This is a genomic window from Aureimonas sp. Leaf324 (assembly GCF_001423245.1).
Taxonomy (GTDB): Bacteria; Pseudomonadota; Alphaproteobacteria; order Rhizobiales; family Rhizobiaceae; genus Aureimonas.
In genome coordinates this window covers 39112-63768 of the sequence record NZ_LMOH01000030.1, presented here as the reverse complement: position 1 = coordinate 63768, position 24657 = coordinate 39112, and the positions used below count along the sequence as shown (strand labels likewise).

Annotated in this window: 23 protein-coding genes and 1 pseudogene; 21 read left to right on the top strand and 3 right to left on the bottom strand. The window is 70.1% G+C overall.

Translation table 11 applies throughout. From position 1 onward, the window contains the following. Positions 1-2: 2 nt before the first annotated feature. Both ASF65_RS20305 and ASF65_RS20300 read right to left on the bottom strand, forming a co-directional pair. Entirely contained in the window at positions 3-1472 is a 1470-nt protein-coding gene (locus ASF65_RS20305; RefSeq protein WP_055893607.1) for a HAMP domain-containing sensor histidine kinase, read from the bottom strand. Beyond that, a complete protein-coding gene (locus ASF65_RS20300) occupies positions 1469-2140 on the bottom strand; it encodes a response regulator transcription factor (protein ID WP_055893605.1) in 672 nt (223 codons plus the stop codon). The genes ASF65_RS20305 and ASF65_RS20300 overlap by 4 nt, the downstream gene beginning before the upstream one ends. A 139-nt stretch (positions 2141-2279) precedes the next feature. Here ASF65_RS20300 and ASF65_RS20295 point away from each other — a divergent pair, with 139 nt between their 5' ends. Beyond that, entirely contained in the window at positions 2280-3164 is an 885-nt protein-coding gene (locus ASF65_RS20295) for a hypothetical protein (protein ID WP_156369406.1), read from the top strand. Between the two features lie 55 nt (positions 3165-3219). Here the strand turns inward: ASF65_RS20295 and ASF65_RS20290 are convergent, their stop codons facing one another. Continuing rightward, positions 3220-4383: an HPP family protein gene (locus tag ASF65_RS20290; protein ID WP_055893598.1), complete on the bottom strand. Its 1164-nt coding sequence runs from the start codon at positions 4381-4383 to the stop codon at positions 3220-3222. A gap of 174 nt (positions 4384-4557) precedes the next feature. Between ASF65_RS20290 and ASF65_RS20285 the strand changes: the two genes are divergently transcribed. The 20 genes and pseudogenes from ASF65_RS20285 (at position 4558) to rpsO (ending at position 24336) form a co-directional block, all read left to right on the top strand. Further along, positions 4558-5139 (top strand): NifU family protein, encoded by a 582-nt coding sequence (locus tag ASF65_RS20285; RefSeq protein WP_055893595.1) that lies wholly within the window; start codon positions 4558-4560, stop codon positions 5137-5139. Positions 5140-5155: 16 nt separating this feature from the next. Beyond that, positions 5156-5860 carry a tRNA (adenosine(37)-N6)-threonylcarbamoyltransferase complex dimerization subunit type 1 TsaB gene (tsaB, locus tag ASF65_RS20280; protein ID WP_055893592.1) on the top strand — a complete coding sequence of 235 codons (705 nt, stop codon included), beginning with the start codon at positions 5156-5158 and terminating at the stop codon, positions 5858-5860. Between the two features lie 16 nt (positions 5861-5876). Then, positions 5877-6449: a GNAT family N-acetyltransferase gene (locus ASF65_RS20275; RefSeq protein ID WP_244486873.1), complete on the top strand. Its 573-nt coding sequence runs from the start codon at positions 5877-5879 to the stop codon at positions 6447-6449. 64 nt (positions 6450-6513) lie between these two features. Further along, entirely contained in the window at positions 6514-7317 is an 804-nt protein-coding gene (locus ASF65_RS20270; protein ID WP_055893784.1) for a lysophospholipid acyltransferase family protein, read from the top strand. Positions 7318-7472: 155 nt separating this feature from the next. Then, a complete protein-coding gene (gene miaB / locus ASF65_RS20265; RefSeq protein WP_055893589.1) occupies positions 7473-8921 on the top strand; it encodes a tRNA (N6-isopentenyl adenosine(37)-C2)-methylthiotransferase MiaB in 1449 nt (482 codons plus the stop codon). Then, positions 8918-9952 (top strand): PhoH family protein, encoded by a 1035-nt coding sequence (locus ASF65_RS20260; RefSeq protein ID WP_055893587.1) that lies wholly within the window; start codon positions 8918-8920, stop codon positions 9950-9952. The genes miaB and ASF65_RS20260 overlap by 4 nt, the downstream gene beginning before the upstream one ends. After that, positions 9949-10491 (top strand): rRNA maturation RNase YbeY, encoded by a 543-nt coding sequence (gene ybeY / locus ASF65_RS20255; protein ID WP_082505915.1) that lies wholly within the window; start codon positions 9949-9951, stop codon positions 10489-10491. The genes ASF65_RS20260 and ybeY overlap by 4 nt, the downstream gene beginning before the upstream one ends. 21 nt (positions 10492-10512) lie before the next feature. Further along, positions 10513-11553 carry a hemolysin family protein gene (locus ASF65_RS20250; RefSeq protein WP_082505913.1) on the top strand — a complete coding sequence of 347 codons (1041 nt, stop codon included), beginning with the start codon at positions 10513-10515 and terminating at the stop codon, positions 11551-11553. Between the two features lie 120 nt (positions 11554-11673). Further along, on the top strand, positions 11674-13266 hold the full coding sequence (gene lnt / locus ASF65_RS20245) for an apolipoprotein N-acyltransferase (protein ID WP_082505911.1): 1593 nt from the start codon (positions 11674-11676) through the stop codon (positions 13264-13266). Positions 13267-13387: 121 nt separating this feature from the next. Beyond that, a complete protein-coding gene (locus ASF65_RS20240) occupies positions 13388-13813 on the top strand; it encodes a helix-turn-helix domain-containing protein (protein WP_055893581.1) in 426 nt (141 codons plus the stop codon). A 105-nt stretch (positions 13814-13918) separates the two neighbouring features. After that, positions 13919-15127: a methionine adenosyltransferase gene (gene metK, locus ASF65_RS20235; RefSeq protein WP_055893576.1), complete on the top strand. Its 1209-nt coding sequence runs from the start codon at positions 13919-13921 to the stop codon at positions 15125-15127. Then, positions 15117-15830: a tRNA (guanosine(46)-N(7))-methyltransferase TrmB gene (locus tag ASF65_RS20230; protein ID WP_055893573.1), complete on the top strand. Its 714-nt coding sequence runs from the start codon at positions 15117-15119 to the stop codon at positions 15828-15830. The genes metK and ASF65_RS20230 overlap by 11 nt, the downstream gene beginning before the upstream one ends. 196 nt (positions 15831-16026) lie before the next feature. Then, positions 16027-16635 carry a ribosome maturation factor RimP gene (rimP, locus tag ASF65_RS20225; protein WP_055893570.1) on the top strand — a complete coding sequence of 203 codons (609 nt, stop codon included), beginning with the start codon at positions 16027-16029 and terminating at the stop codon, positions 16633-16635. A 95-nt stretch (positions 16636-16730) separates the two neighbouring features. Next, the gene (gene nusA, locus ASF65_RS20220) at positions 16731-18320 is read left to right on the top strand and encodes a transcription termination factor NusA (protein ID WP_055893568.1); all 1590 of its coding nucleotides are present in this window, start codon (positions 16731-16733) and stop codon (positions 18318-18320) included. A gap of 8 nt (positions 18321-18328) precedes the next feature. Beyond that, positions 18329-18997: an RNA-binding protein gene (locus ASF65_RS20215; protein ID WP_055893565.1), complete on the top strand. Its 669-nt coding sequence runs from the start codon at positions 18329-18331 to the stop codon at positions 18995-18997. A 97-nt stretch (positions 18998-19094) separates the two neighbouring features. After that, a pseudogene (locus tag ASF65_RS22365) lies at positions 19095-19244 on the top strand (translation initiation factor IF-2 associated domain-containing protein); the annotation flags it as partial. 372 nt (positions 19245-19616) lie between these two features. Further along, complete coding sequence (infB, locus tag ASF65_RS20210) at positions 19617-22370, top strand: translation initiation factor IF-2 (RefSeq protein ID WP_348271184.1); 2754 nt, start codon at positions 19617-19619, stop codon at positions 22368-22370. Between the two features lie 129 nt (positions 22371-22499). Next, complete coding sequence (gene rbfA / locus ASF65_RS20205) at positions 22500-22919, top strand: 30S ribosome-binding factor RbfA (protein WP_055893558.1); 420 nt, start codon at positions 22500-22502, stop codon at positions 22917-22919. Continuing rightward, positions 22919-23905, top strand: coding sequence for a tRNA pseudouridine(55) synthase TruB (truB, locus tag ASF65_RS20200; protein WP_055893555.1), 987 nt, complete (start codon positions 22919-22921; stop codon positions 23903-23905). The genes rbfA and truB overlap by 1 nt, the downstream gene beginning before the upstream one ends. A gap of 161 nt (positions 23906-24066) precedes the next feature. Then, a complete protein-coding gene (rpsO, locus tag ASF65_RS20195) occupies positions 24067-24336 on the top strand; it encodes a 30S ribosomal protein S15 (protein ID WP_055893552.1) in 270 nt (89 codons plus the stop codon). Positions 24337-24657 lie beyond the last annotated feature (321 nt).

Below are 24657 nucleotides of genomic sequence, written 5' to 3'. Positions count from 1 at the left end.
GGTCAGGCGCCGGCGGCCGAGAGCGGCAGCGTCAGTCGCATCTCGAGCCCGCCTTCGGGCGCGCGGCCGAGCGCGAGACGCCCGCCGTAGAGGCCGGCGATCTCGGCGGTGATCGGCAGGCCGAACCCGTGGCCGGGTCTCGTCTCGTCGAGCCGGCGGCCGGGCTGGAGGACGGCGGCGATCTCGTCCGCCGAGAGGCCCCGCCCGTCGTCGGCGATCCGCACCACGGCCTGCGCGCCCTCCTGATGGGTCTCCAGAACGACGCGCCCGGCCGCGTGCCGGCAGGCATTGTCGAGAAGATTGCCGAGCATCTCGTCGAGATCCTCCTGATCGACCGCGACGAAGAGGCCGGGCGCCAGCCGCGTCTCGATCGCAACGCGCGGATCGAACTTTCGGAGCGTCGAGGCGAGGTCCTCGGCATGGCCAGCGAGATCCGTGCGCTGGCGCACGGGGCCGCCCAGCGCGGCGGAGCGGGCCCGGCGGAGGTGATGGCGCACCCGCCGGTCCATCAGGGCGGAGAGGTCGAGGAAGCGGGCGCGCGCGTCGGGATCGGGCAGGCGCTCGGCGGCGGCCGAGAGCGTGGCAAGCGGCGTCTTGAGACCATGCGCGAGATTGGCGACATGGAGCCGCGACTGGCGAAGGTTGGCCGCGTCCTGCTTGATCAGCGCGTTGAGCTCGCGCTGCAGCGGCTCGAGTTCGGCGGGATAGCGTCCCTCCACCGTCTCGCGCTCGCCCGAGCGCACGCGAACGAGCGCGGTGCGCAGCCGGTCGAGCGGCTTCAGGCCGAAGCGGACCTGCGCGAAGATGGCCGCGACGAGCAGCGCTCCGAGGCCGGCGAGGGTCGCTGCCACCTGGAGCGTGACGTCGCGCAGCGGGTTGTCGATCGCCCCGCGCGGGGCGGCGACGAGGATGCGTGCCTCCCGCCCGCCCGGCAGATCGATGGTGTCCTCGCGCAGGACGATCGCCTCGCCGTTCGGGCCGCGCCCGAGGTCCAGGCGGTCGGGACCGCCGCCGATCGAGAACGCGTCGTCGCCGTCGTGGGCGAGATCGCGCCCGCCGAGCGAGCGGGAGCGTGCGAGCGCCCGGCCGTCCACGTCCACCTGCCAGAACCAGTCGCCGCGCGGACGGTCGAACGGGGCGCCGTCGACCTCGGCGAGCGCGCGCGCGAGCGAAGGCGGCTCGGGCGCGCGCCGTCCGCGACGCGGCTCGTCAGGAGGCGGGGGCGTGAGCAGCGCGGTCTGGAGCGTCGCGATCTGCAGGTCGAGACGGCCGGCGACCTCGCCGCGCACGAACCGCTCCAGCACCGTTCCGATGAGGACGCCGGTGACGACGATGGCCGTGAGCACGAAGAGCGCTGCCGACAGGGTAAGCCGTGCCCGAAGCGACAGGTCGCGCAGCGCGCGCGGGCGGGCCGGTGGAGGCGGGGGGGCGTGCGGATGCGGCGGAGGGGGCGGCGGGCGATGGGGCGTCATCCCGGCTCCCCGCTGGCCGTCAGGCGATAGCCGAGGCCGCGCACGGTCTCGATCATCGCATGGCCGATCTTGCGGCGCAGCCGCGCGATGATGACCTCGACGGAATTCGAATCGACCTCGGCGTCGCCCTCGTAGACGCGCTCGATGAGGTCGGCGCGGGGCACGACGATCTCCTTGCGCAGCATCAGGCAGGAGAGGACGCGCCATTCCAGCGCGGTCAGCTTCAATGGCAGGCCGTCGCGCTCGAACGTGCCGACCTGCGCGTCGAAGGTGAGGGGGCCGCAGGCGATGCGCGCGTCGGCGTGGCCGCGCGAGCGGCGCACCAGCGCGCGCAGGCGCATCACCAGCTCCTCGACCCGGAACGGCTTGACGAGATAGTCGTCGGCCCCGGCCTTGAACCCCTGCACCTTGTCGCTCCAGCCGTCGCGCGCGGTGAGGATCAGGACCGGCAGGTCGCGTTTGGCAGTTCGCCAGCCGCGCAGCACCTCGATGCCGCCGAGCCCGGGCAATCCGAGGTCGAGCACCGCCGCGTCGAAGAGCTCGGTGTCGCCGAGATGCAGGCCGTCGATGCCGTTGTCGGCGTGATCGACCGCGAAGTTCTCGGCCCGCAGCGCGCCCGCGATCTCGGCGGCCAGGCCCGCGTCGTCCTCGACCAGAAGCACGCGCATGAGAGGGGTCGTCCTTTGTTTCGATCGCCGCCCGCCTAGTCCGGACAGCTGAACGGAACCTGAACCGCGCGGTTCAGGAGGGGTTTCAGGCCGGGGGATAGAAGGAGCGTCATCCGCAACCGACAAGGATTTGTCGATCATGAAGACGACCCTCTCGCCCAAGCGCCGCTTCGGCCTCGCCGCCCTCGCGGTTCCGCTCCTCGCCGGCTCGACGCTGGCCTTCGCCCAAGGCGCGACCACCGGCGTGACACCTCCCGCCCCGCCCGTCCCCCGCACCGCCACCGTCAACGAGCTGCGCGATATGAACGATCTTCGCCTCGAAGGGCGCGTCGCCGAGGTCTTCGGCAACCGCTTCGTGCTGGAGGATGCGACCGGCCGCACGCTGATCGAGCTCGGACCCCGCGGCGAGCGCGGCGATCTCGTGAAGGTCGGCGACACGGTGTCGGTCGACGGGCGCTTCGAGCGCGGCCAGATCGATGCCCGCTCGATCAGCGTCGGCGGCGCCGAGCGTATCGCGCTGGAGCGCCCGCGCCCGGAGCGTGACGGCCCGCGCGGACCCGGTGGCCCGGGTCGCGGTCCCGATCGCGACGGTCCGCGCCACGGCCCCCGCGGCGAGGACGGCCCGCCGCCCCCGCGCGAGGAGCGCGTTGATCGCGGCTGGTTCGGCGGCGGCGTCGACGAGGCGGCGGCGACCAAGGCGCTGACCGACGCCGGCTACACCGAGGTGACGCTCACCGACACCAAGAAGCACCACGCCGAGTTCACGGCCAAGGATGCCGCGGGCCAGATGTGGGCGGTCAAGGTCGACGAGGACAACCGCCTCGCCGAGCGCGAGCCCTACGTCGCGCCGATGGCCGAGGACGCGGCGCGCGCCGCGATCGAGAAGCTCGGCTACACCTATGGCGGCGACTTCGAGGTGAAGAAGAACCACGTGGAGGCCGATGCCAAGGACGCCGCGGGCCGCGACGTGCGCATCGAGCTCAATGCCGACGGCTCGCTGCGCAAGGAGCGCTTCGAGAGCTGATCGCTCGGCACCGGTGAAGGGAAGGGGCGGCGCTGCGGCGCCGCCTCTCTTTGCGTCAGTCCGTCGTCTCCCCGCGCCGCGCGGCATCGGCCAGCAGCGCCACGACGAGGTCGGTCTGCGAGACGATGCCGACGAGGCGTCCGTCCGGTCCGGTGACGGGCAGGTGGTGGATGCCGAGCGCCGACATCGCCGGCACGACGTCGGCGATCGCCTCGTCCGGCCCGATCGTCGTCACCGGCGCGGTCATGATGTCGGCGACGCTGGCGGCCGGCGCCCGGCCGCGCCGCATCGTCAGCGCCACGCGCTCGCGTGCGCCCATGCGGGGCCCGCGCGCGTCCCAGGCGGCTTTGTCGAGAAGGTCGGTCTGCGTGAGGATGCCGACGACGCGCGCGCTGTCGTCGGTCACCGGCAACGCCTTGATGTGGTGGCGGCGCAAGGTGTCAAGCGCCTCGCGGAACGAGGCGTCGGGCGAGATCGCGACGACATCGCGCGACATGATGTCGGCCGCGCGCGTCGCCCGCGCCCGCCGCGCGAAGGAATGCAGCTCCGTGCGCCGCAGAAGCGCTTCGAGGTCGGCGCGCGAGATGTCGAGAAGCTGGTCCGTCTCGGCGAGCGCCGCGTCGAGATCGGCGGTCGAGAAGCCGATGCGCTCGCTCGGCGGCGGGTCTTGTGTTGCGTGCCCGGCCGCCGGGCGCGGCGCGCGGTGCGGATAGGGGCGCCCGGTCAGGTTGTTGTAGGCGAGCGCGGTGAGGAGGAGGAGCGCCGAGTTCGCCGCGACCGGCCACAGGGCGAAACCGAAGCCGAGGTCGACGACAGCCGGTCCGCCGAGCACCGCCGTCAGCGCCACCGCGCCGCTCGGCGGATGGAGGCAGCGCAGGACGAGCATCGCGAGGATCGCCGCCGCGCCCGCCATGGCCGCCGCCAGCATCGGGTCGGGCACCAGCATCCGCACGCCGACCCCGATGAGCGCGGCGATCGTGTTGCCGCCGAGGATCGACCAGGGCTGCGCGAGGGGGCTTGCCGGCACCGCGAAGAGGAGAACGGTCGAGGCGCCCATCGGCGCGACGAGGATCGGCAGCGCCGAGCCCGGCCCCACCGCCGCCCGGCAGACGAGGCCCGTGACGATCAGCCCGACGAGCGCGCCGAGGACGACGCGCAGCCGCTCCTGCCAGCTGACAGGGGGAAGGTCGGGCAGTAGGCGTCGGGCGAGCGCGATCATCGGGCAGGCAACGGGTTCGAGGGCGAGCGAGGCCGTTCCATCGCTGAGGGAACGCTCGGATGCAAGCCTGCCTTGGCTTTCGAACAGAGCGTCTTTCCGCCGTTCGCTTGCGGCCGCAGCCCGCGGCGATTATCTGGAGACCACGACCTTCCGCCGCTGAACCGAGGCGTGCCCATGTTCATCCAGACCGAATCCACTCCCAATCCGCAAACCCTGAAGTTCCTGCCCGGCCGGGTGGTGCTGGAAAACGGCACGGCGGAGTTCCTCGACGCAGCGGACGCCGCGGCGCGCTCGAAGCTTGCCGCCAAGCTGATGGGCATCGAGGGCGTGCGAAGCGTCTTCTTCGGCTACGACTTCGTCACCGTCACCAAGGACGAGACCGGCTGGCAGCACCTGAAGCCGGCGATCCTCGCGGGTCTGATGGAGCACTTCCTGTCGGGCGAGCCGGTGATGGCGCCGGGCGCCGCGGGCGGGGCTCAAGCCGACGATTCGGGCGAGGAGTTCTTCGAGCCGGGCGACGAGACCGTCGTCTCGACCATCAAGGAACTCCTGGAGACCCGGGTGCGCCCGGCGGTCGCGCAGGACGGCGGCGACATCACCTTCCGCGGCTTCCGCGACGGCGTCGTGTTCCTCAACATGCGCGGCTCGTGCGCCGGTTGCCCGTCCTCCACCGCGACCCTGAAACACGGCATCGAGAACCTCCTGCGCCACTTCGTGCCCGAGGTCGAGGCCGTGGAGGCGATGGAAGCGGCCTGACCTATCGGATCGTCCGATGAGCGGCGGCCTGCTACTGGCGATCGACACGGCGGGCGAGCGCTGCTCGGCCGCGATCCTGCGCCTGGACGACGGCGAGATCCTGTCGGTGGTCGATCCGGTGATCGGCCGGGGCCATGCCGAGGTCCTGATGGACACGGTGGCCGAGGCGTTGGCGCTGGCCGGCGCGGCCTGGGGCGACATCGCCAAGCTCGGCGTCGGCATCGGTCCCGGCTCCTTCACCGGCATCCGCGTTGCGGTCGCGGCCGCACGCGGCTTCGAGCTGTCGCTCGGGGTGCCGAGCGTCGGCGTCACCACGCTGGAGGCGCAGGCCGAACCTTTCTGGGGCGATGGAGCGGTGTTGGCCGTCCACGACGCCAAGCGCGGCGAGGTCTATGCAGCGCTGTTTGCGCAGGGCGGCCGGGCGATCGCCGCGCCGCAGGCATTGTCGCCCGACGCCCTGGCCGGGCTCGCGGCGCTGGCGCCCGGCGATTTTCGTCTCGTCGGGTCGGGCGCCGTGATCGCCGCGGAACGGCTCGGGCTCGACGCGGCCCGCATCGCCAGCCAGGAAGGCTCGGCGTCGATCCGCGCTCTCGCGCGTCTTGCCGCGTCCCGTCCCGTCGCCGCACCCCCGCTTCCGCTCTACTTGAGAGGAGCGGACGCCAAGGCGCAGACGCCGGCCGGACTTCGGGCCGCGGTTTCGACAGGCGCCGTTAACCCTTGAGGCCGATAGTCGTGGCTTGGCCGGCGATTCCGGTCCGGCCGCGATCCTTCCGGAGGAGGAGGGCATGTACTGGTATCTGCCATGGGCCTGGACCCTGTCCTTCTGGGACAGTCTCGTCACGCCGGTCGATCACGTCGCCGAGCCGATGACGGCCGACGACGTCGAATGGGCGGCGGCGCTGCACAGCCAGGCGTTCTCGCAACCGTGGTCCGGCGACGAATTCGCCTCGCTCCTGTCCCAAAACGGCACCTTCGGCTTCGTCGTGCGGCGCACGGGCCACGTCCGGCCGCTCGGCGTCGTCCTCTTCCGCACCGCCGCCGACGAGGCGGAGATCCTGACGATCGTCGTCGACCGCGCCGCGCGCGGTAAGGGCTTTGGGCGGCTCCTGATGGACAACGTCCTCCAGCACCTACATGCCGAGCGCGCCGCGAGCCTCTTCCTCGAGGTCGAGGAGACCAACGCGCCGGCGCTCAAGCTCTACCGGCACCTGCGCTTCGAGGAGGTCGGGCGGCGGCCGGCCTATTATGTCGGCGCCGACGGGCAGCGGCAGAACGCCCTGATCCTGAAGCGGACCCTTGGCCCTTACTGACGCCGGAGGAACGCGCGAGGCGGAACCGGGCTCGCCGTCGCGCGATCCCGTCGCGCGGGCGCGGCTGGCCGGGATCGCGCTGGTTCTGGCGCTGACGACGCTGGTCCTGACGCCGCTGCAGCTTCTCGCGATCCGCTTCCGGTGGAAGCTTGCGGGGTATCTTCCCTTCCTCTGGCAGCGCATCGCGGTGCGCGTGGCGGGCCTGCGGGTTCATGTTCGCGGCGCGCCCGCTGCCGGTCGCCCGTTGCTTCTCGTCTCCAACCACCAGTCCTGGGCCGACATCATGGCGCTCGGCTCGGTGATGCCCTTGTCCTTCATCGCGAAATCCGACGTCGAGGGCTGGCCCGTCTTCGGGCTTCTGGCGCGCCTCCAGCGCACGGTCTTCGTCGAGCGCGGCGCGCGTGGGCGCACCGGCGCGCAGGCCGATTCCATCGCCGAACGGCTGGGAGCCGGCGACGCGATGGTGCTGTTTGCCGAAGGCACGACCTCGGACGGCAACACGGTGCTGCCGTTCAAGACGGCGCTCTTCGGCGCGGCGCAGGCGGCACTCAGGGCGTCCAGCGCCGCCGAGGTGCTCGTCCAGTCGGTCGCGATCGCCTATGTCGGCGCCAACGGCATGGCGCTCGGGCGCTTCGGCCGCCCGCTCGCGGCCTGGCCCGGCGAGGTCGAACTGATGCCGCATCTGTCGGCCTTCCTGCGCGAAGGAGCGATCGACGTCGAGATTTCGTTCGGCGAGCCGATCCGCGTTTCGCCCGGCAGCGACCGCAAGGCGGTGGCCCGCCGCTGCGAGGCCGAGGTGCGCCGGATGCTGCTCGCCAGCCTCGGCTTTCGGCAGGATCCCCGAACCGCACAGACCACCGTGACGTGAAAACGTCGCTTGCGTCGGACGGGCTGGGGGTCGATATAGAAGGAAGAAGGCTGGGCCGGCGGGCGTTGCGCGGCGGTGCGGCGACGTCGAGGACTTCCCCATGGGTTCCAGCGTCCCGCCGATCGGCAGGACGGGACGGAGCCCGCAAAGGACGCATGGACACAACCGACGAGAGCGCGCGCGGCGAACGCAAGGTCTTCATCAAGACCTACGGCTGCCAGATGAACGTCTACGATTCGCAGCGCATGGGCGACGCGCTTGAGCGGGACGGCTACCGGCAGACCGACGTGATCGAGGACGCCGATCTCGTGCTCCTCAACACCTGCCATATCCGCGAGAAAGCCGCCGAGAAGATCTATTCCGAGCTCGGGCGCATCCGCGTGCTGAAGAGCGAGCGGGAAGCGGTTGGCCGCGAGCTTCGCGTCGGCGTGACGGGATGCGTCGCGCAGGCCGAAGGCGCCGAGATCATCGAACGCGCGCCCGTCGTCGATCTCGTGATCGGCCCGCAGACCTACCACCGCCTGCCGGACGCGCTGAAGCGCGTCGCCCGCGGCGAGCGCGTGGTCGAGACCGACTACGCCGTCGAGGACAAGTTCGACCATCTGCCGGCCTCGGCAAGGTCGGCGATCGCCCGGCGCGGCGTCACCGCGTTCCTGACCGTGCAGGAAGGCTGCGACAAGTTCTGCACCTTCTGCGTCGTGCCCTACACGCGCGGCTCCGAGGTCTCGCGGCCCTATGCGGCCGTGATGGACGAGGCGCGCCGGCTGGCGGAGGCGGGCGTGCGCGAGGTGACGCTGCTCGGCCAGAACGTCAACGCCTGGGCCGGCACGGACGCGTCCGGCCGACCGATCGGGCTGGCCGGCCTCCTGCGCGAGCTTGCCGCCGTTCCGGGCCTTGCGCGCCTTCGCTACACGACCTCGCACCCGCGCGATATGGACGACGACCTGATCGCCGCCCACGGCGACCTCCGCGCGCTGATGCCCTATCTCCACCTGCCGGTGCAGTCGGGCTCGGACCCGATCCTGAAGGCGATGAACCGACGTCACAAGGCGGCGGATTATCTCGCTCTCCTCGACCGCATCCGCGCCGCGCGCCCCGACATCGCCCTGTCCGGCGACTTCATCGTCGGCTTTCCCGGCGAGACCGACGCCGATTTCGAGGCGACGCTCGATCTCGTGCGCACCGTGCGCTACGCCGCCGCCTACACGTTCAAGTATTCGCCCCGGCCCGGAACGCCCGGTGCCACGATGGATGGCCATGTGCCGGAAGACGTGAAGACCGAGCGGCTGGAGCGCCTGCAGGCGCTGATCCGCGAGCAGCAGGTCGCCTTCCAGGAGTCCTTCGTCGGGCGCGACACCGAGGTCCTGATCGAGAAGCCGGGGCGTCACCCCGGCCAGATGATCGGCCGCTCGCCCTTCCTCCTGCCGGTCGTGGTTCCGTCCTCGGCGGGCGAGGTGGGTGATATCGTCACGGTTCGCATTTCCGAGACGCGCCCCAATTCATTGATGGCGGCCGGCGCCGAGCCGGCTGTGATGGCCGCCGGCGCCGAGCCGGTCGTTTCGGCTCCGGCAGCGTCCGAGCCCCAGTTGAGGAAGATCGCATGAAGGCAGCCCGCGGCGTGCTTCCGACCTCCGGCGCATCGGACATGGCCCATATCGTGCTGACCTTCGACGACAACCGGCTGGCGAGCGCCCTGTTCGGGCAGTTCGACGAGCATCTGGCGAAGATCGAGCAGAAGCTGTCGGTGGATGCGCGCGCGCGCGGCAACAAGGTCGAACTGCGCGGCGATCCGGTGGCGGCCGAGCAGGCCCGCCGCACGCTCGACATCCTCTACGCCCGCCTCCAGTCCGGCCACGACCTGCAGGTCTCCGATGTCGAGGGCGCGATCCGCATGGCGGTGGCGCAGGACGACCAGCTCGTGCTGCCGACGCTGGAGAAGAAGGGCCGCCTCGCGCTCGCCCAGATCGCGACCCGCAAGAAGACGATCTACGCCCGCACGCCGACGCAGGACGCCTACATGCGCGCGATGGAGCGGGCCGAACTGGTGTTCGGCGTCGGTCCCGCCGGCACCGGCAAGACCTATCTCGCCGTCGCCCATGCCGCCCAGCTCCTGGAGCGCGGCCAGGTCGAGCGCATCATCCTGTCGCGCCCCGCCGTCGAGGCCGGCGAGCGCCTCGGGTTCCTGCCGGGCGACATGAAGGACAAGGTCGACCCGTACCTGCGCCCGCTCTACGACGCGCTCTACGACATGATGCCGGCCGAGAAGGTCGAGCGCGCGCTGACCGCCGGCGCCATCGAGATTGCACCGCTCGCCTTCATGCGCGGTCGCACGCTCGCCAACGCCGCCGTCATTCTCGACGAGGCGCAGAACACGACGACCATGCAGATGAAGATGTTCCTGACGCGTCTTGGCGAGAACGCGCGCATGGTGGTGACCGGCGATCCCTCGCAGATCGATCTGCCGCCCGGCGTGAAGTCCGGCCTCGTCGAGGCGCTGCGCGTTCTGGAGGGCGTCTCCAGCATCGTGTCGGTGCGCTTCGAGGCCAAGGACGTCGTGCGCCACCGCCTCGTGCAGGCGATCGTGGAGGCCTACGAGGCCGACGCGACGCAGGCGCGCGTCAAGGCGGCGCCATGAACGACGGACGATCTTCCGCCGCGGTCCGGACCGGGCCGCGGATCCTCCTGTCGGTGGAGGACGACGCCTGGGGGGCGCTCCTGTCGCGCCCTGCCGGCGAGATGGTGCGCGAGGCCGTCTTCGCCGCCGCGGCCGGAGCCGGGCTCGGCCCGGACGTCGAGACCGAGGTCTCCGTCACCCTGTCGGACGACGAGGACGTGCGCGCCCTCAACGCCGAATGGCGCGGAAAGGACAAGCCGACCAACATCCTGTCCTTCCCGATGATGCCGCTCCAGCCGGGCGACGCGCCCGGCCCGATGCTCGGCGACCTTATCCTCGCCCGCCAGACGCTGGAGCGCGAGGCGCGGGACGAAGCGAAATCCCCTGACGACCATTTCCGTCATCTCCTCGTTCACGGCGTGCTGCATCTTCTGGGCTACGACCACGAGAGCGAGCCGGAAGCCGACGAGATGGAAGCCCTCGAGATTGCGATCCTGGCCGGGCTCGGCATCGCCGACCCCTATGCCGACGCCGATCATTCCGCCGACGCGCTCACCTAGAAGGGACCCTTGGTGAATCACATGAGTATGCCCCCCTACGGCGACGAGACCGGCCAGGAGCCGGTCGCGTCGGAACCCCCCGCAGAGACGCGAAGTCGCCGTCCCCGGCGCGCGGCACAGGTGCCCGCCGAGCCGGGATTTCTGGACTCGCTCGTCGCGTTCCTGCGCCCGCGCGTCTCGCATTCGCTTCGCGAGGAGATCGCCGAGGCCCTGACGCGGCCCGAGACCGAGGCCTCCGGCTTCACGCCGAACGAGCGCCTCCTCCTCAACAACATCCTCCAGCTGCACGACGTGCGCGTCGAGGACGTCATGATCCCGCGCACCGAGATCGAGGGCATCGCGTCCTCCGCGACGCTCGGCGAGCTGATGGCGCGCTTCGAGGAAACGGGCCATTCCCGCATGCCGGTCTATGGCGACGGCCTCGACGACCCGCTCGGCATGGTCCACATCCGCGACGTGATCGGCCATGTCACCCGCGCCGCCCTCTGCTTCCGCCATGAGGAGGGCGCGGCCGACGCGCCGGTGCGCTCGGCCCTCGACCTCGGTCGCGTCGACCTCGCACACACGATCTCCGACCTCGGCCTTCTCCGTCAGATCCTCTTCGTGCCGCCCTCCATGCACGCCGCCGAACTGATGCAGCGGATGCAGGCGAGCCATATCCAGATGGCGCTGGTGATCGACGAGTACGGCGGCACCGACGGCCTCGTCTCGCTCGAGGACATCCTCGAGATGGTGGTCGGCGACATCGAGGACGAGCACGACGACGAGGAAGCGCTGGTGACCCATGCCGGCGACGGCGTCTTCTATGCCGACGGGCGGGCCGATCTCGACGAGGTCCGCGAGATTGTCGGCGCCGACTTCGACACCAGCGCCCACGAGGAGGACGCCGACACCATCGGCGGGCTCGTGGTCAACGCGCTCGGCCGCATGCCGGCGCCGGGCGAGGTGGTGGAAGCCGTCGACGGTTTCGAGATCGAGGTGATGGACGCCGATCCGCGGCGCGTGAAGCGGCTGCGCATCGTCCGTTTCCCGGAAGGCGTGGCGACGGCGCTCGACAGCTGATCCGCAGGAAGGCCCGTCGGCAGGCTTCGCGACAGTCCCGTCCTCTACCACCGTTGGAGGGTGCGTCCGTTCGGCGCATGACGGGTTCCGCCTGAGCCGGAGCGAGTGGGGACATCGACGTTGGACAGACTGGCCGGACGGATCATGCTTCTCCACGGCCGGCGGCGAGCGCTTCTGGCCTTCGCCGCCGGCCTTGTGGCGACGCTGGGCCTTGCGCCGGTCAACGTTCCCGCCGTCGGCTTCCTCTCGTTCCCGGTGCTGGTCTGGTTGCTCGACGGGGCCAGCGGCCGTCCGGGCGCGGGCCTCTTCAGGCGCGTCGCGCCGGCCTTCCGGATCGGCTGGTGCTTCGGCTTCGGCTATTTCCTCGGTGGGCTCTGGTGGCTCGGCGCTGCCGTGCTCCAGGGCGGCACCGCCTTCCTCTGGGCCCTGCCGCTTGCCGTTCTCGGCCTTCCCATGGTGCTTGCGATCTATCACGGCCTCGCCGCCGCCGTGGCGCGCCTTGCCTGGAGCGACGGCCCCGGCCGCCTCTTCGCTCTGGCCGCTTCGTTCGCCGGTTTCGAATGGCTGCGCGGCACGCTTCTCACCGGCTTCACCTGGAACGAGCTCGGCGTCCTCGCCGCGCCCGTCCCGCTCCTGATGGGCAGCCTGTCGCTGATCGGGCTGCACGGCCTGACGATCCTCGCCGTCTTCGTGTTCTCGCTGCCGGCGCTCCTCGCCGGCGCGCCGAGGGGCCGTGCGCTCACCGCCGCCTTCGGGGTGGCGATCGTTGCAGCGCATGCCGGCTATGGTGCCTGGCACCTGTCGCAGGCCCCCGTCGGCACCGTGCCGGACGTCGCGCTGCGCATCGTGCAGCCGGCGATCCTCCAGTCCGACAAGTGGGACCCGGCGGAGGCGGATGCGAACTTCGCCAAGCTCCTGTCGCTGACGAGCGGGGGCGAACCGGCGGCCGAGAACACGCGGCGCCTCGTGGTCTGGCCCGAATCGGCCTTTCCCTTCATCCTCACGGACCGCCCGGACGCGGTGACGCGCCTCGCCGACGCGCTGGCACCGACCGATACGCTGATGGCGGGGGCGACGCGCGTCGAGGGCGAAACCTCCGATCCCGGTGCCCGCTTCTACAACTCGCTCTATGTGATCGATTCGAGCGGCGCGGTGCGCGATGCCGGCGACAAGCTGCATCTCGTGCCGTTCGGCGAGTACCTGCCGTTCCAGGAGGCGCTCGAGAGCCTCGGGATCACGCAACTGACGATGCTTCCGGGTGGCTTCTCCGCCGGCTCGTCGCGCCGCGTCATGCGGGCAGGCGAGGGCGGTCCGAGCTTCCTGCCCTTGATCTGCTACGAGGCGATCTTCCCCGACGAGATCCTGGGCTCGGGCGAATCGCGGCCGGACTTTCTCCTCAACGTCACCAACGATGCCTGGTACGGCCACACCCCCGGGCCCTACCAGCACCTGAAGCAGGCACAGCTGACGGCGGCGGCCTTCGGCCTTCCGCTGGTGCGCGCCGCCAACACCGGCATCTCCGTGGTGACCGACAGCGTCGGGCGTCCGGTCGCCGGTCTTTCGCTCGGGGAGGGCGGCACGGTCGACGCCGCGCTGCCGGTCGCCGGCCCGCCGACCGTCTATTCCCGCATCGGCAATCTTGCGTTCGCCGTAATTGTCAGTCTTTTCGCGCTCCTGGGGATCGCGGCATCCGTCCGATCGGGCCGTGTTTGAAGCGCGCACGATTGCTCGTCTAAGTCGTATCATCTAAATAACCGCGTATAGGTTAGGTGCTGGATGGCGGGGGCCGGTCCAGCTGGGGTCGCGGCAGGCTGCGGCGCCCGAGGGGTCATCGATGGCGATCGAGAGCAAGAAACCAAATCCCGTGGACGTGCATGTGGGCGCGCGGGTGCGGTTTCGGCGCACGATGACGGGCACGAGCCAGGAAAAGCTCGGCGAAGCGCTCGGCGTCACGTTCCAGCAGGTTCAGAAATACGAGAAGGGCACCAACCGCGTCGGCGCCAGCCGCCTGCAGAAGATCGCCGAGGTGCTGCAGGTCCCCGTGTCGTTCTTCTTCGAGGGCTACAAGGGCGAGGACGCGCTTCCCTCGGGCCTGCACGAGCCCGATGCCGAATTTGTCAGCGACTATCCGGTGTCGGCCGAAAGCATTCAGCTGAACCGCGCCTTCGGCAAGATCCAGGACCCGAAGGTCCGGCGCCGCATCCTCGAACTCGTGCGCTCGCTGGCCGAAGCCGAAGCCGAGATCGGCGAGACCAAGTAGCGCGGGCCCGAGGCCCTTCGCGAGAAAAGCCTTGCGCCGCGGGGAACCCCTGATAAGGGACGGCGACCCCGATCGAAGTCCCAACAGCTGAGAGACCACAGGCGGATGCGCAGCGGCGAGTACTTCTTCACCTCCGAGAGTGTTTCGGAGGGGCATCCGGACAAGGTCTGCGATCGCATCTCGGACGAGGTGCTCGATCTCCTCTACCGCGAGGCCCGCAAGGCCAAGATGGACGCCTGGCAGCTTCGCGTCGCCTGCGAGACGCTGGCGACCACCAACCGGATCGTGATCGCCGGCGAGGTGCGCTCGACGCTCGATTCGCCCAAGCTCCGCTCCAAGGTGCGCTCCGCCGCCCGCCGCGCCGTCAAGGCGATCGGCTACGAGCAGGACGGCTTCCACTGGAAGACCGCCAAGATCGACGTCCTCCTGCATGAGCAGTCGGCCGACATCGCGCAAGGCGTCGACGCCGGCTCGAAGGCGACCGAGGGCGCGGGCGACCAGGGCATCATGTTCGGCTATGCCTGCCGCGAGACGGCCGAGCTGATGCCGGCCCCGATCTTCTACGCGCACAAGATCCTGGAGCGCCTGTCCGAGGCGCGCCGCTCGGGCGAGGGGGGAGCCGGTGTGCTCGGCCCCGACGCCAAGAGCCAGGTGACCGTGCGCTACCAGGACGGCAAGCCCGTCTCGATCTCCTCGATCGTCCTGTCGACCCAGCATGTCGACGAGAGCCTGACCTCGGCCGACGTGCGCCGGCTGGTCGAGCCCTTCGTGCGCGAGGCGACGAGCGGCCTGCCGATCGAGGAGACGTGCGTCTGGCACGTCAACCCGACCGGCAAGTTCGTGATCGGCGGCCCGGACGGCGACGCCGGGCTCACCGGCCGCAAGATCATCGTCGACACCTATGGCGGCGCGGCCCCGCACGGCGGCGGCGCGTTCTCCGGCAAGGACCCGACCAAGGTCGATCGCTCGGCGGCCTATGCCGCGCGCTATCTCGCCAAGAACGTCGTCGCGGCCAATCTCGCCGAGCGCTGCACGATCCAGCTCTCCTATGCGATCGGCGTCGCCGAGCCGGTGTCGGTCTATGTCGACCTGCACGGCACCGGCAAGGTCGACGAGGCGGCGCTGGAAAAGGCGCTGCGCGAGCTGATGGACCTGACGCCCCGCGGCATCCGCGAGCATCTCGACCTCGCCCGGCCGATCTACGCCAAGACCTCGGCCTACGGCCATTTCGGCCGCAAGCCCGGCCGCGACGGCTCGTTTTCCTGGGAGCGCACCGACCTCGTCGCCAAGCTGAAGGCGAAACTTGGCCGCTGAACGACGGACGAACGGCGAACGCACGCGCGTCCGGGAGAACTTCTTCGGACGCTCGCGCGGCAAGACGCTGCGCCCGCTGCAGGCCGGGCTCCTGCGAGAGGCGCTGCCCTCGCTGGCGCTCGACCTCCCTCAAGGGGCGCCCGCCGACCTTCGCACCCTGTTCTCGGCGCCCGTCGAGGCGGTGCGGCTCGAGATCGGGTTCGGCGGCGGCGAGCACCTGCATCTGGAATCCGGTCGTCACCCGGATGCCGGCTTCATCGGCGTCGAGCCCTTCGTCAATTCGATGGCCAAGATGCTGGTGGCGCTGGAGGAGGATCCGCGCGCGAACCTGCGTCTCTTCGGCGACGACGCGACGCTGCTTCTCGACTGGCTGCCGGACGCCTCGCTGGACGGGATCGACCTCTTCTATCCCGACCCCTGGCCGAAGCGGAAGCACTGGAAGCGCCGCTTCGTGAACCCGCGCACGCTCCAGCGCATGGCGCGGGTGCTCAAGCCCGGCGCGCGGTTCCGTTTCGCCTCCGACATCGAGACCTATGTGGACTGGACGCTGCAGCACCTGCGCGACCACCCCGCGTTCGCGTGGGAGGCCGAAGGCCCTGCGGACTGGCACACGCCCTACGAGGGCTGGCCCGGCACGCGATACGAGGCGAAGGCGCACCGCGAGGGGCGCAAGGGCGCCTATCTCACCTTCCGCCGCCTCTGACGGGAGCGGGGCGTTCGCCTTGCCATGGCGGCGCTTCGACTGTATATGGGGTTCAAATTCTCTGCGATGCGATCGTGAGAGTGGGTCCTTCCGGTCCCGCTCTTTTTTGTTAGGGGCATAGCCCCGGCAGGAGATCCGGCGGTCGCCGCAGGCGGGACGGCTTCAATGAGCGTCCCGAGGCACGACCGGAGATTTCGTGACGGACAAGCGCATCATCACCGAACAGGGCCTCGAAGGCCGCATCGCCGCCCTCCTCGAGCCCGTGATCGAACAGCTCGGCTACCGCCTCGTGCGTATTCGCGTCTCGGCGATGAACGGCACGACGCTGCAGATCATGGCCGAGCGGCCGGACGGCTCGATGAGCGTCGAGGACTGCGAGGCGGTGTCGCGCGGCATCTCCCCGGTGCTCGACGTCGAGGATCCGATGGACCGGGCCTACCACCTCGAGATTTCCTCGCCCGGCATCGACCGTCCGCTGGTGCGCGTCGGCGACTTCGAGGCCTGGTCCGGCCAACTCATGAAGCTCGAGACGACCCGTCTCGTGGCCAACCGCAAGCGCTTCCGCGGGCATATCCTGTCCGTTTCGGGCGAGGGCTTCCGGCTGGAGCGCGACGGGGTGTCGGAGGGCGAGGACCGGATCGTCGACATTCCGTTCGACGCGCTGGCCGAAGCCCGGCTGATCCTGACCGACGATCTCATCGCGGCGTCGCTGAAGGCCGACAAGGCCGCGCGCAAGGCGAAGGGTCTGCCGATCGAGGACGACGACGAGACGCCGGACGCAGCCGGAGAGCCCGGCGCGCATTGATGTGACGACGGGAGGCGGCGCTTGAAGGCGCCGGCCTCCCATCCCGAAGGGCCGGAGCCTTGGATGCCCGGCGGCTTTCGACAGGAGACGTGAACATGGCAGTCAGTGCGAACCGACTCGAGCTTCTGCAGATCGCGGACGCCGTGGCGCGCGAGAAGTCGATCGATCGGGAGATCGTGATCGCCGCGATGGCGGATGCGATCCAGAAGGCCGCCCGCTCGCGCTACGGCCAGGAAACCAACATCCGCGTCGACATCAACACCAAGACCGGCGAGATGAAGCTGCAGCGGCTTCTGGAAGTCGTCGAGGAGGTCGAGGATCCTAACACCCAGATCTATCTGGACCTGGCTCGCGACAAGAACCCCGACGCCGAGCCCGGCGACTTCATCGCCGAGCAGCTGCCGCCGATGGAGTTCGGCCGCATTGCGGCGCAGTCCGCCAAGCAGGTCATCGTCCAGAAGGTGCGCGAGGCTGAGCGCGACAAGCAGTACGACGAGTTCATCGGCCGGGTGAACGAGATCGTCAACGGCACGGTCAAGCGCGTCGAGTACGGCAACGTGATCGTCGATCTCGGCAAGGGCGAGGGCATCATCCGTCGCGACGAGCAGATCCCGCGCGAGCTCTTCCGCTACGGCGATCGCGTGCGCGCCTTCGTCTACGACGTGCGCCGCGAGCAGCGCGGCCCGCAGATCTTCCTGTCGCGCACCCACCCGCAGTTCATGGCGAAGCTCTTCACCATGGAAGTGCCGGAAATCTACGACGGCATCATCGAGATCAAGGCGGTCGCCCGCGATCCCGGCTCGCGCGCCAAGATCGCGGTGGTCAGCCGCGATTCGTCGGTCGATCCGGTCGGCGCCTGCGTCGGCATGCGCGGCAGCCGCGTCCAGGCCGTCGTCGGCGAGCTGCAGGGCGAGAAGATCGACATCATTCCCTGGTCGCCGGATGCGGCGTCCTTCCTCGTCAATGCGCTGCAGCCGGCGGAAGTCGCCAAGGTCGTGCTCGACGAGGATGCCGAGCGCATTGAAGTCGTGGTGCCGGATGACCAGCTTAGCCTTGCGATCGGTCGCCGCGGCCAGAACGTGCGCCTTGCTTCGCAGCTCACCGGCTGGGACATCGACATCCTCACCGAAGAGGAAGAGTCGCAGCGTCGCCAGAAGGAGTTCACCGAGCGCTCGGCCCTCTTCATGGATGCTCTGAACGTCGACGAGATGGTCGGCCAGCTTCTGGCGTCGGAAGGCTTTGCCAGCGTCGAGGAAGTCGCCTACGTCGACAATTCCGAGGTCGCCTCGATCGAGGGCTTCGACGAGGACACCGCGGCCGAGATCCAGAACCGCGCCAAGGAGTTCCTGGACCAGCGCGAGAAGGAACTCGACGACAAGCGAAAGGCACTCGGTGTCGAGGACGACCTGCGCCAGATCGAGGGGCTGACCACGGCGATGCTGGTCGCGCTCGGCGAGGACGGCGTGAAGAGCGTCGAGGACTTCGCGGGCTGCGCGGCGGACGATCTCGTCGGCTGGACCGAGCGCAAGGACGGCGAGACCAAGAAGTTCACCGGCGCGCTCTCGGCCTTTGACGTGAGCCGCCAGGACGCCGAGGCGATGATCATGCAGGCCCGCGTGATGGCCGGCTGGGTCGAGCCCGAGGCACCCGCGAGCGAGGTCGACGAGGAGGCCGAGGAGGCCTGAGCGAGGGAATGGACGAGGACGCGGATCTGGAGGCGGCGGTGATGAATGGGCGCATGTGCATCGTATCGCGCCGCTCGCTGCCGGCCGACGCCCTGATCCGCTTCGTCGCCGGCCCGGACGGGCAGGTCGTGCCGGACCTGAAGCGCCGGCTGCCCGGACGCGGCGCCCATTTGGAGGCGCGACGGGCGGTGGTCGAGACGGCGATGAAGCGCAAGCTTCTGCCGCGGGCCCTGAAGCGCGAGCTGACGGGAACCGAAACGCTCGCCGACGATTTGGACGCGCTCCTGGTGCGGTTGGCGGCGGGGGCCTTGGCCTTGGCCCGCAAGGCCGGGCAATTGACGACCGGGGCGACCAAGGTCGATGCGGCGCTGCGGGCCGGAAAGGCACTCGCCGTTCTCCATGCCTCGGACGGCGCGGCGGACGGAATACGAAAGCTCGACGGCGCGCGTCATGCGCGGGCCGCCGAGACGGGCGGTCGGCCGGTGCCGGCCTACCACTCGCTCACCGCCACCGAAATCGGTTTGGCCATGGGCGACCAGAATGTGATACACGCGGCCATCTTGCCCGGTGGAGCTGGAGCGGCCCTGATCGAGCGCCTCGATGCGCTGGAGACCTACCGGGGCACAGGCGCCCGGGAAACCAACGAAGCGGATGCCGGCCACCCGCCGGCTTCGTGAAGCCACCATTAAGATCAACGGCTGAGCACGGTTGAAAAATGCTCTAGGCACGGATAGTGGCGCGGGGGACAAACCCGCGCAGGAAGCGGAAGCGGTAATGAGCGATACGAAATCGGGCGATGACAAGACGCTGAGCGTCACCCCGAAGAAGACCCTGACCCTGAAGCCGAGCGGCAGCGTTTCGCAGTCGACGGTGCGGCAGAACTTCTCGCACGGGCGGACGAAGAACGTCGTCGTCGAAACCAAGAAGCGCAAGTTCTCGGTCCCCGGCGAGGCAGCCAAGGAAGCGCCGGCTGCGGCCGAGGCCGCGCCCGCGCCCGCGGCACCTGCGCCCGCGCCGACGGCGGCGGCCCCGGCGCGCCCGGCGCTGACGCCCGCGCAGATCGCGGCGCTCGAGCATGCGGCCAAGAACCCGCAGGCGCCGGTCGCCCCCGATCGCCCCGTCGCACCCGCGGCCCCCGCCGAGCCGGTTGCCAAGGCCCCCGAGGCGGCCCCTGTCGCCTCGGCTGCCGAACCCGTAGCGGCCGAGCCCGTGTCCGCGCAGCCCGAACCGGCGCCCGCGCCGGTCGCGAGCGCCCCTGCCGCGCCCGCTGTCGAGGCTCCCGCCGCGACGGCAGCCGTGTCCACGCCCCCTTCCGAACCTGAGTCATCGAAGCCTTCCTTGAGCGATACCGCCAAAACCGCCGCGCCCGCGGCCACCACGACCACCGCTCCGGCCGCCGCATCCGCGGCGCCGCGGGCCCCGCAGGGCACCGCGCAGCGCCCCGGCGCCCCGGCGCCCGCCCGTCCCGCCACCGGCGGTCCGGCCGGTGCGCAGCGTCCGGGCCAGCCCGCGCGTCCCGGCTATGCCGGCTCGCAGCCCGGCCGCCCCGGCGCGCTGGGCCAGCAGCGCCCCGGCCAGCCGACGCAGGCCGGTCGTCCGGGCCAGCCGGGCGGTCGCGACGACCGTCGCGGACCCGCGCCGGCCGCTGCCGCTCCGGGGGCTCGCCAGCCGCGCGGTGCGGTCCTGTCGGATCTGTCGTCCAAGGAAATGGATGCGCGTCGCCGCGCCCTGATCCTCGCGCAGCAGCGTGAGGCCGAGGACCGCCGCCTGTTCCAGATCGAGGAGGCGCGCCGCGTCGCCGAGGACGAGCGCCGCCGCGCCGAACGCGAGGAATCCGAGCGCCGTCAGGCCGAGGAGACCGCGCGTCTCGAAATCGAGGCCGCCGCCCGCAAGAAGGCCGAGGAGGATGCGGCTCGCCGCGCCGCCAACAAGCCGGCCGCCCGTCCGGGCGGCGCCAAGGCCAACGTCAACGTCATCCCCGGCCCGCCGCCGGTGGACGACGGTCTCGGCCTCCGGCCCGCCGGCCGCACCGACCTCACCAAGAAGACGCGCGCCGACGACGAGGACGATCGTCGTCGTCCGGGCGCGGCTCGTGGTCCGGCGCGCGCGCCGGCTGCCGACGCCGCCAAGCCGACCCGCGCCCGCACGCCCGACGACCGTCGCGGCGCCGGCCGCGTGAACGTCGAGCGTGCGCTGTCGGACGAGGACGCGCGCGGCCGTTCGCTGTCGTCGATGCGTCGGCGTCAGGAGAAGTTCAAGCGATCGCAGCAGAACCAGGTCCGCGAGAAGATTGCCCGCGAAGTGATTATCCCCGAGACCATCACCATCCAGGAACTCGCCAACCGCATGTCGGAGCGGGCCGTGGACGTCATCAAGTTCCTGATGGCGCAGGGTCAGATGATGAAGCCGGGCGACGTGATCGACGCCGATCTCGCCGAGATCATCGCATCCGAGTTCGGCCACACGGTTCGCCGCGTGGCGGAATCGGATGTCGAGACCGGCATGTTCGATGTCGCGAGCGATCCCGAAAAGCTCGTCACGCGCCCGCCGGTCGTCACGATCATGGGCCATGTCGACCACGGCAAGACCTCGCTGCTTGACGCGATCCGCAAGACCAGCGTCGTGTCCGGCGAAGCCGGCGGCATCACGCAGCACATCGGCGCCTACCAGGTCGAGCAGAACGGGCAGAAGATCTCGTTCATCGATACGCCGGGCCACGCCGCCTTCACGGCGATGCGCGCCCGCGGCGCCCAGGCGACCGACATCGCGATCCTCGTGGTGGCGGCCGACGACAGCGTCATGCCGCAGACGATCGAATCGATCAGCCATGCGAAGGCGGCGGGCGTGCCGATCATCGTGGCGATCAACAAGATCGACAAGCCGGCCGCCGACGCCCAGAAGGTCCGCACGCAGCTCCTCCAGCACGAGGTGTTCGTCGAATCGATGGGCGGTGAGGTGCTCGACGTGGAAGTGTCGGCCAAGGCCGGCACCAACCTCGACAAGCTCCTCGAGGCGATCCTGCTGCAGGCCGAAATCCTCGACCTGAAGGCCGATCCCGACCGCACCGCGGAAGGCGTCGTGATCGAGGCCCAGCTCGACCGCGGTCGCGGCCCGGTGGCAACGACGCTGGTCCAGGCCGGCACGCTGCGCGTCGGCGACATCGTGGTCGCCGGCGACCAGTGGGGCCGCGTGCGCGCCCTCGTCAACGATCAGGGCCAGCAGATGAAGGAGGCCGGCCCGTCGACCCCGGTCGAGGTCCTCGGCATGCAGGGCACGCCGCTCGCCGGCGATCGCTTCGCCGTGGTCAAGGACGAGGCGCAGGCCCGCGAGATCACCGAGTACCGTCAGCGCCTGACGCGCGAGAAGGCGGTCGCCAAGTCGGCCGGTCAGCGCGGCTCGCTCGAGCAGATGATGAACCAGCTGCAGTCGAGCGGCCTGAAGACCTTCCCGCTGCTCGTCAAGGGCGACGTGCAGGGCTCGGTCGAGGCGATCGGAACGGCTCTGGAGAAGCTCGGCACGGACGAGGTGCAGGCGCGCATCGTCCATTCGGGCGCCGGTGCGATCACCGAGTCGGACGTCCAGCTGGCCGCCACCTCGAATGCCGCGATCATCGGCTTCAACGTGCGTGCCAACGCGCAGGCCCGTCAGCTCGCCGAGCGCGAGGGGATCGAGATCCGCTACTACAACATCATCTACGACCTCGTGGATGACGTGAAGCAGGCGATGTCGGGCCTCCTGTCGCCCGAGCGGCGCGAGACGTTCCTCGGCAATGCCGAGATCCTGGAGGTGTTCCACATCACCAAGATCGGCAAGGTCGCGGGCTGCCGCGTCACGGAAGGCAAGGTCGAGCGCGGTGCGGGCGTGCGCCTCATCCGCGACGGCGTGGTCATCCACGAGGGCACGCTCAAGACGCTCAAGCGCTTCAAGGACGAAGTCGCCGAAGTGCCGGGCGGCCAGGAGTGCGGCATGGCCTTCCAGAACTACGAGGATATCCGCGTCGGCGATATCATCGAGAACTTCCGCGTGGAGCATATCGCCCGCACGCTCTGATCCCACGACGGCGGTCCCTCAGCGGACCGCCCGACCGGACCCAATGCGCAAAGCCCGGCGGCGACGCCGGGCTTTGCAGTTGCGTTCGTGCAAGGGACGATGCGGCCTCCCGCCTAGGAGCAATCAGCCATGGCCAAGCATACCAAAGCCCCGAAAGGGCCGTCGCAGCGTCAGCTGTCGGTGGGCGAGAAGGTTCGCCACGCCCTAACCGAAACCCTGCAGCGTCGCGAGATCCTGGACCCGCTCCTCGAAAACGCCGTGATCAGCGTGACGGAAGTGCGCATGAGCTCCGATCTCAAGCTCGCCACCGCCTATGTCACGGTGTTCGGACAGGACAACGTGGACCCTTATGTGCAGGCCCTCAACGGCCATGCGCGGTTCCTGCGGGGACGGCTGACGCCCGCGCTCAGGCAGATGAAGTACATGCCGGAGGTCCGCTTCCGGCAGGACGACAGTTTCGACAACTATGCCCGGATCGACGCGCTCCTGCGCTCGCCGGAGGTCCTGCGCGACACGCAAGGGACGGCAGACGACGAGGACGACAACTAATGGCACGTCGCGGGAAGAAGCCGAAGGGCCGCCCGATTTCCGGCTGGGTGATCTTCGACAAGCCGAAAGGCATGGGCTCCACGGAAGCCGTCTCGAAGATCAAGTGGCTCTATTTCGCGCAAAAGGCGGGCCATGCCGGCACGCTCGACCCGCTGGCGTCCGGCATGCTGCCGATCGCGCTGGGCGATGCGACGAAGACCGTGCCCTACGTGATGGACGGGCAGAAGACCTACCGGTTCACGGTGTCCTGGGGCGCCGAGACGACGACCGACGACACGGAAGGTCCGGTGGTGAACGCCTCCGACCGCCGTCCGTCCCGCGCCGACATCGAGGCGCTGCTGCCGAATTACACCGGCGAGATCTCCCAGGTGCCCCCGGCCTTCTCGGCAATCAAGATCGAGGGCGAGCGCGCCTATGATCTGGCGCGTGCCGGCGAGACCGTCGAGATCGCCGCGCGCACGGTGACGGTGCACCGGCTGGCGATCGTCGATACGCCCGACGCCTCGACCACGACCTTCGAGGCCGAGTGCGGCAAGGGCACCTATGTGCGCGCCATCGCGCGTGACCTCGGGCGCGACCTCGGCTGCTTCGGCCACATCACCGAGCTTCGCCGCGTGCGCGTCGGCTCGTTCGACGAGGACGACATGGTCACGCTCGACGAACTGATGGATGCGGCCGAAGAGGGGCTGGAAGAGCTGACGCCGGAGGCCGGGGAGGCCGGCGCGCGCGCGCGCATCACCGACTTCACCGCGCTCGACGAGATCGTGCTGGATGCGGCGACCGCGCTCAGCGACCTCTACGAGGTGGCGCTCACCGACGACCAGGCGGGACGGGTGCTTTCGGGCAATCCGGTGCTCCTGCGCGGGCGCGACGCGCCGGCCTTCTGCGACGAGGCCTATGCCACCGGGCAGGGGCGGCTCGTGGCGATCGGCTCGATCGACCAGGGCTCGTTCCACCCCAAGCGCGTGTTCGGCGGGCGCGGGTAGACCGCGCCCTCGTCGTTCCGGGCTGGCATTCCCCGCCGAATGCGCCTATACCCGCCCCGCGTGCCCGGCCGTTCCGTCCGGGCTTCGCTTCATGGCCCTGGCTGGACGACATCCCGGCTAGGGCGTCCCGACCCTCCAAATCTCCAAGAAAGGGATATCCGATGTCGATCACGCTCGAGCGCAAAGCCGAACTCATGAAGGAATACGGCACCAAGGAAGGCGACACCGGTTCGCCCGAGGTGCAGGTCGCCCTTCTGTCGGAGCGCATCGCCAACCTGACCGAACACTTCAAGGGCCACAAGAAGGACAACCACTCGCGTCGTGGCCTTCTCAAGATGGTGTCCCAGCGTCGCCGCCTCCTCGACTACCTGAAGGAGCGCGAGGAAGAGCGCTACACCGCGCTGATCGGCCGTCTCGGCCTGCGTCGCTAAACTTGTCATTCGGCGCGGCGCTCAAGGGTCCTTGAGCGCCGCGCCCGCATTTCGAACCAGCTTCTCCCGCCCCGGCGGGGAAAGCCTGTCCCGGCCGGCGGCTTCAATGAGCGCCGCGCCAGAGAGCCCAACGCTCATGGGGCAGGATTGCCGGATGCTTCCCGGCATGATCCCGACGGCCGAGCGCCCGAGGGAACCCATCGTGCCCGGGCGCCGCTGATTTGAAGCCGCGCCGCGACCGGAAGCCTCCCGCCGTCTTGCCCATGCGCGTTTCCCTTTGCCCGGCCGCGATCCGTCGCGGCGCAGACACGAGGCCTATCG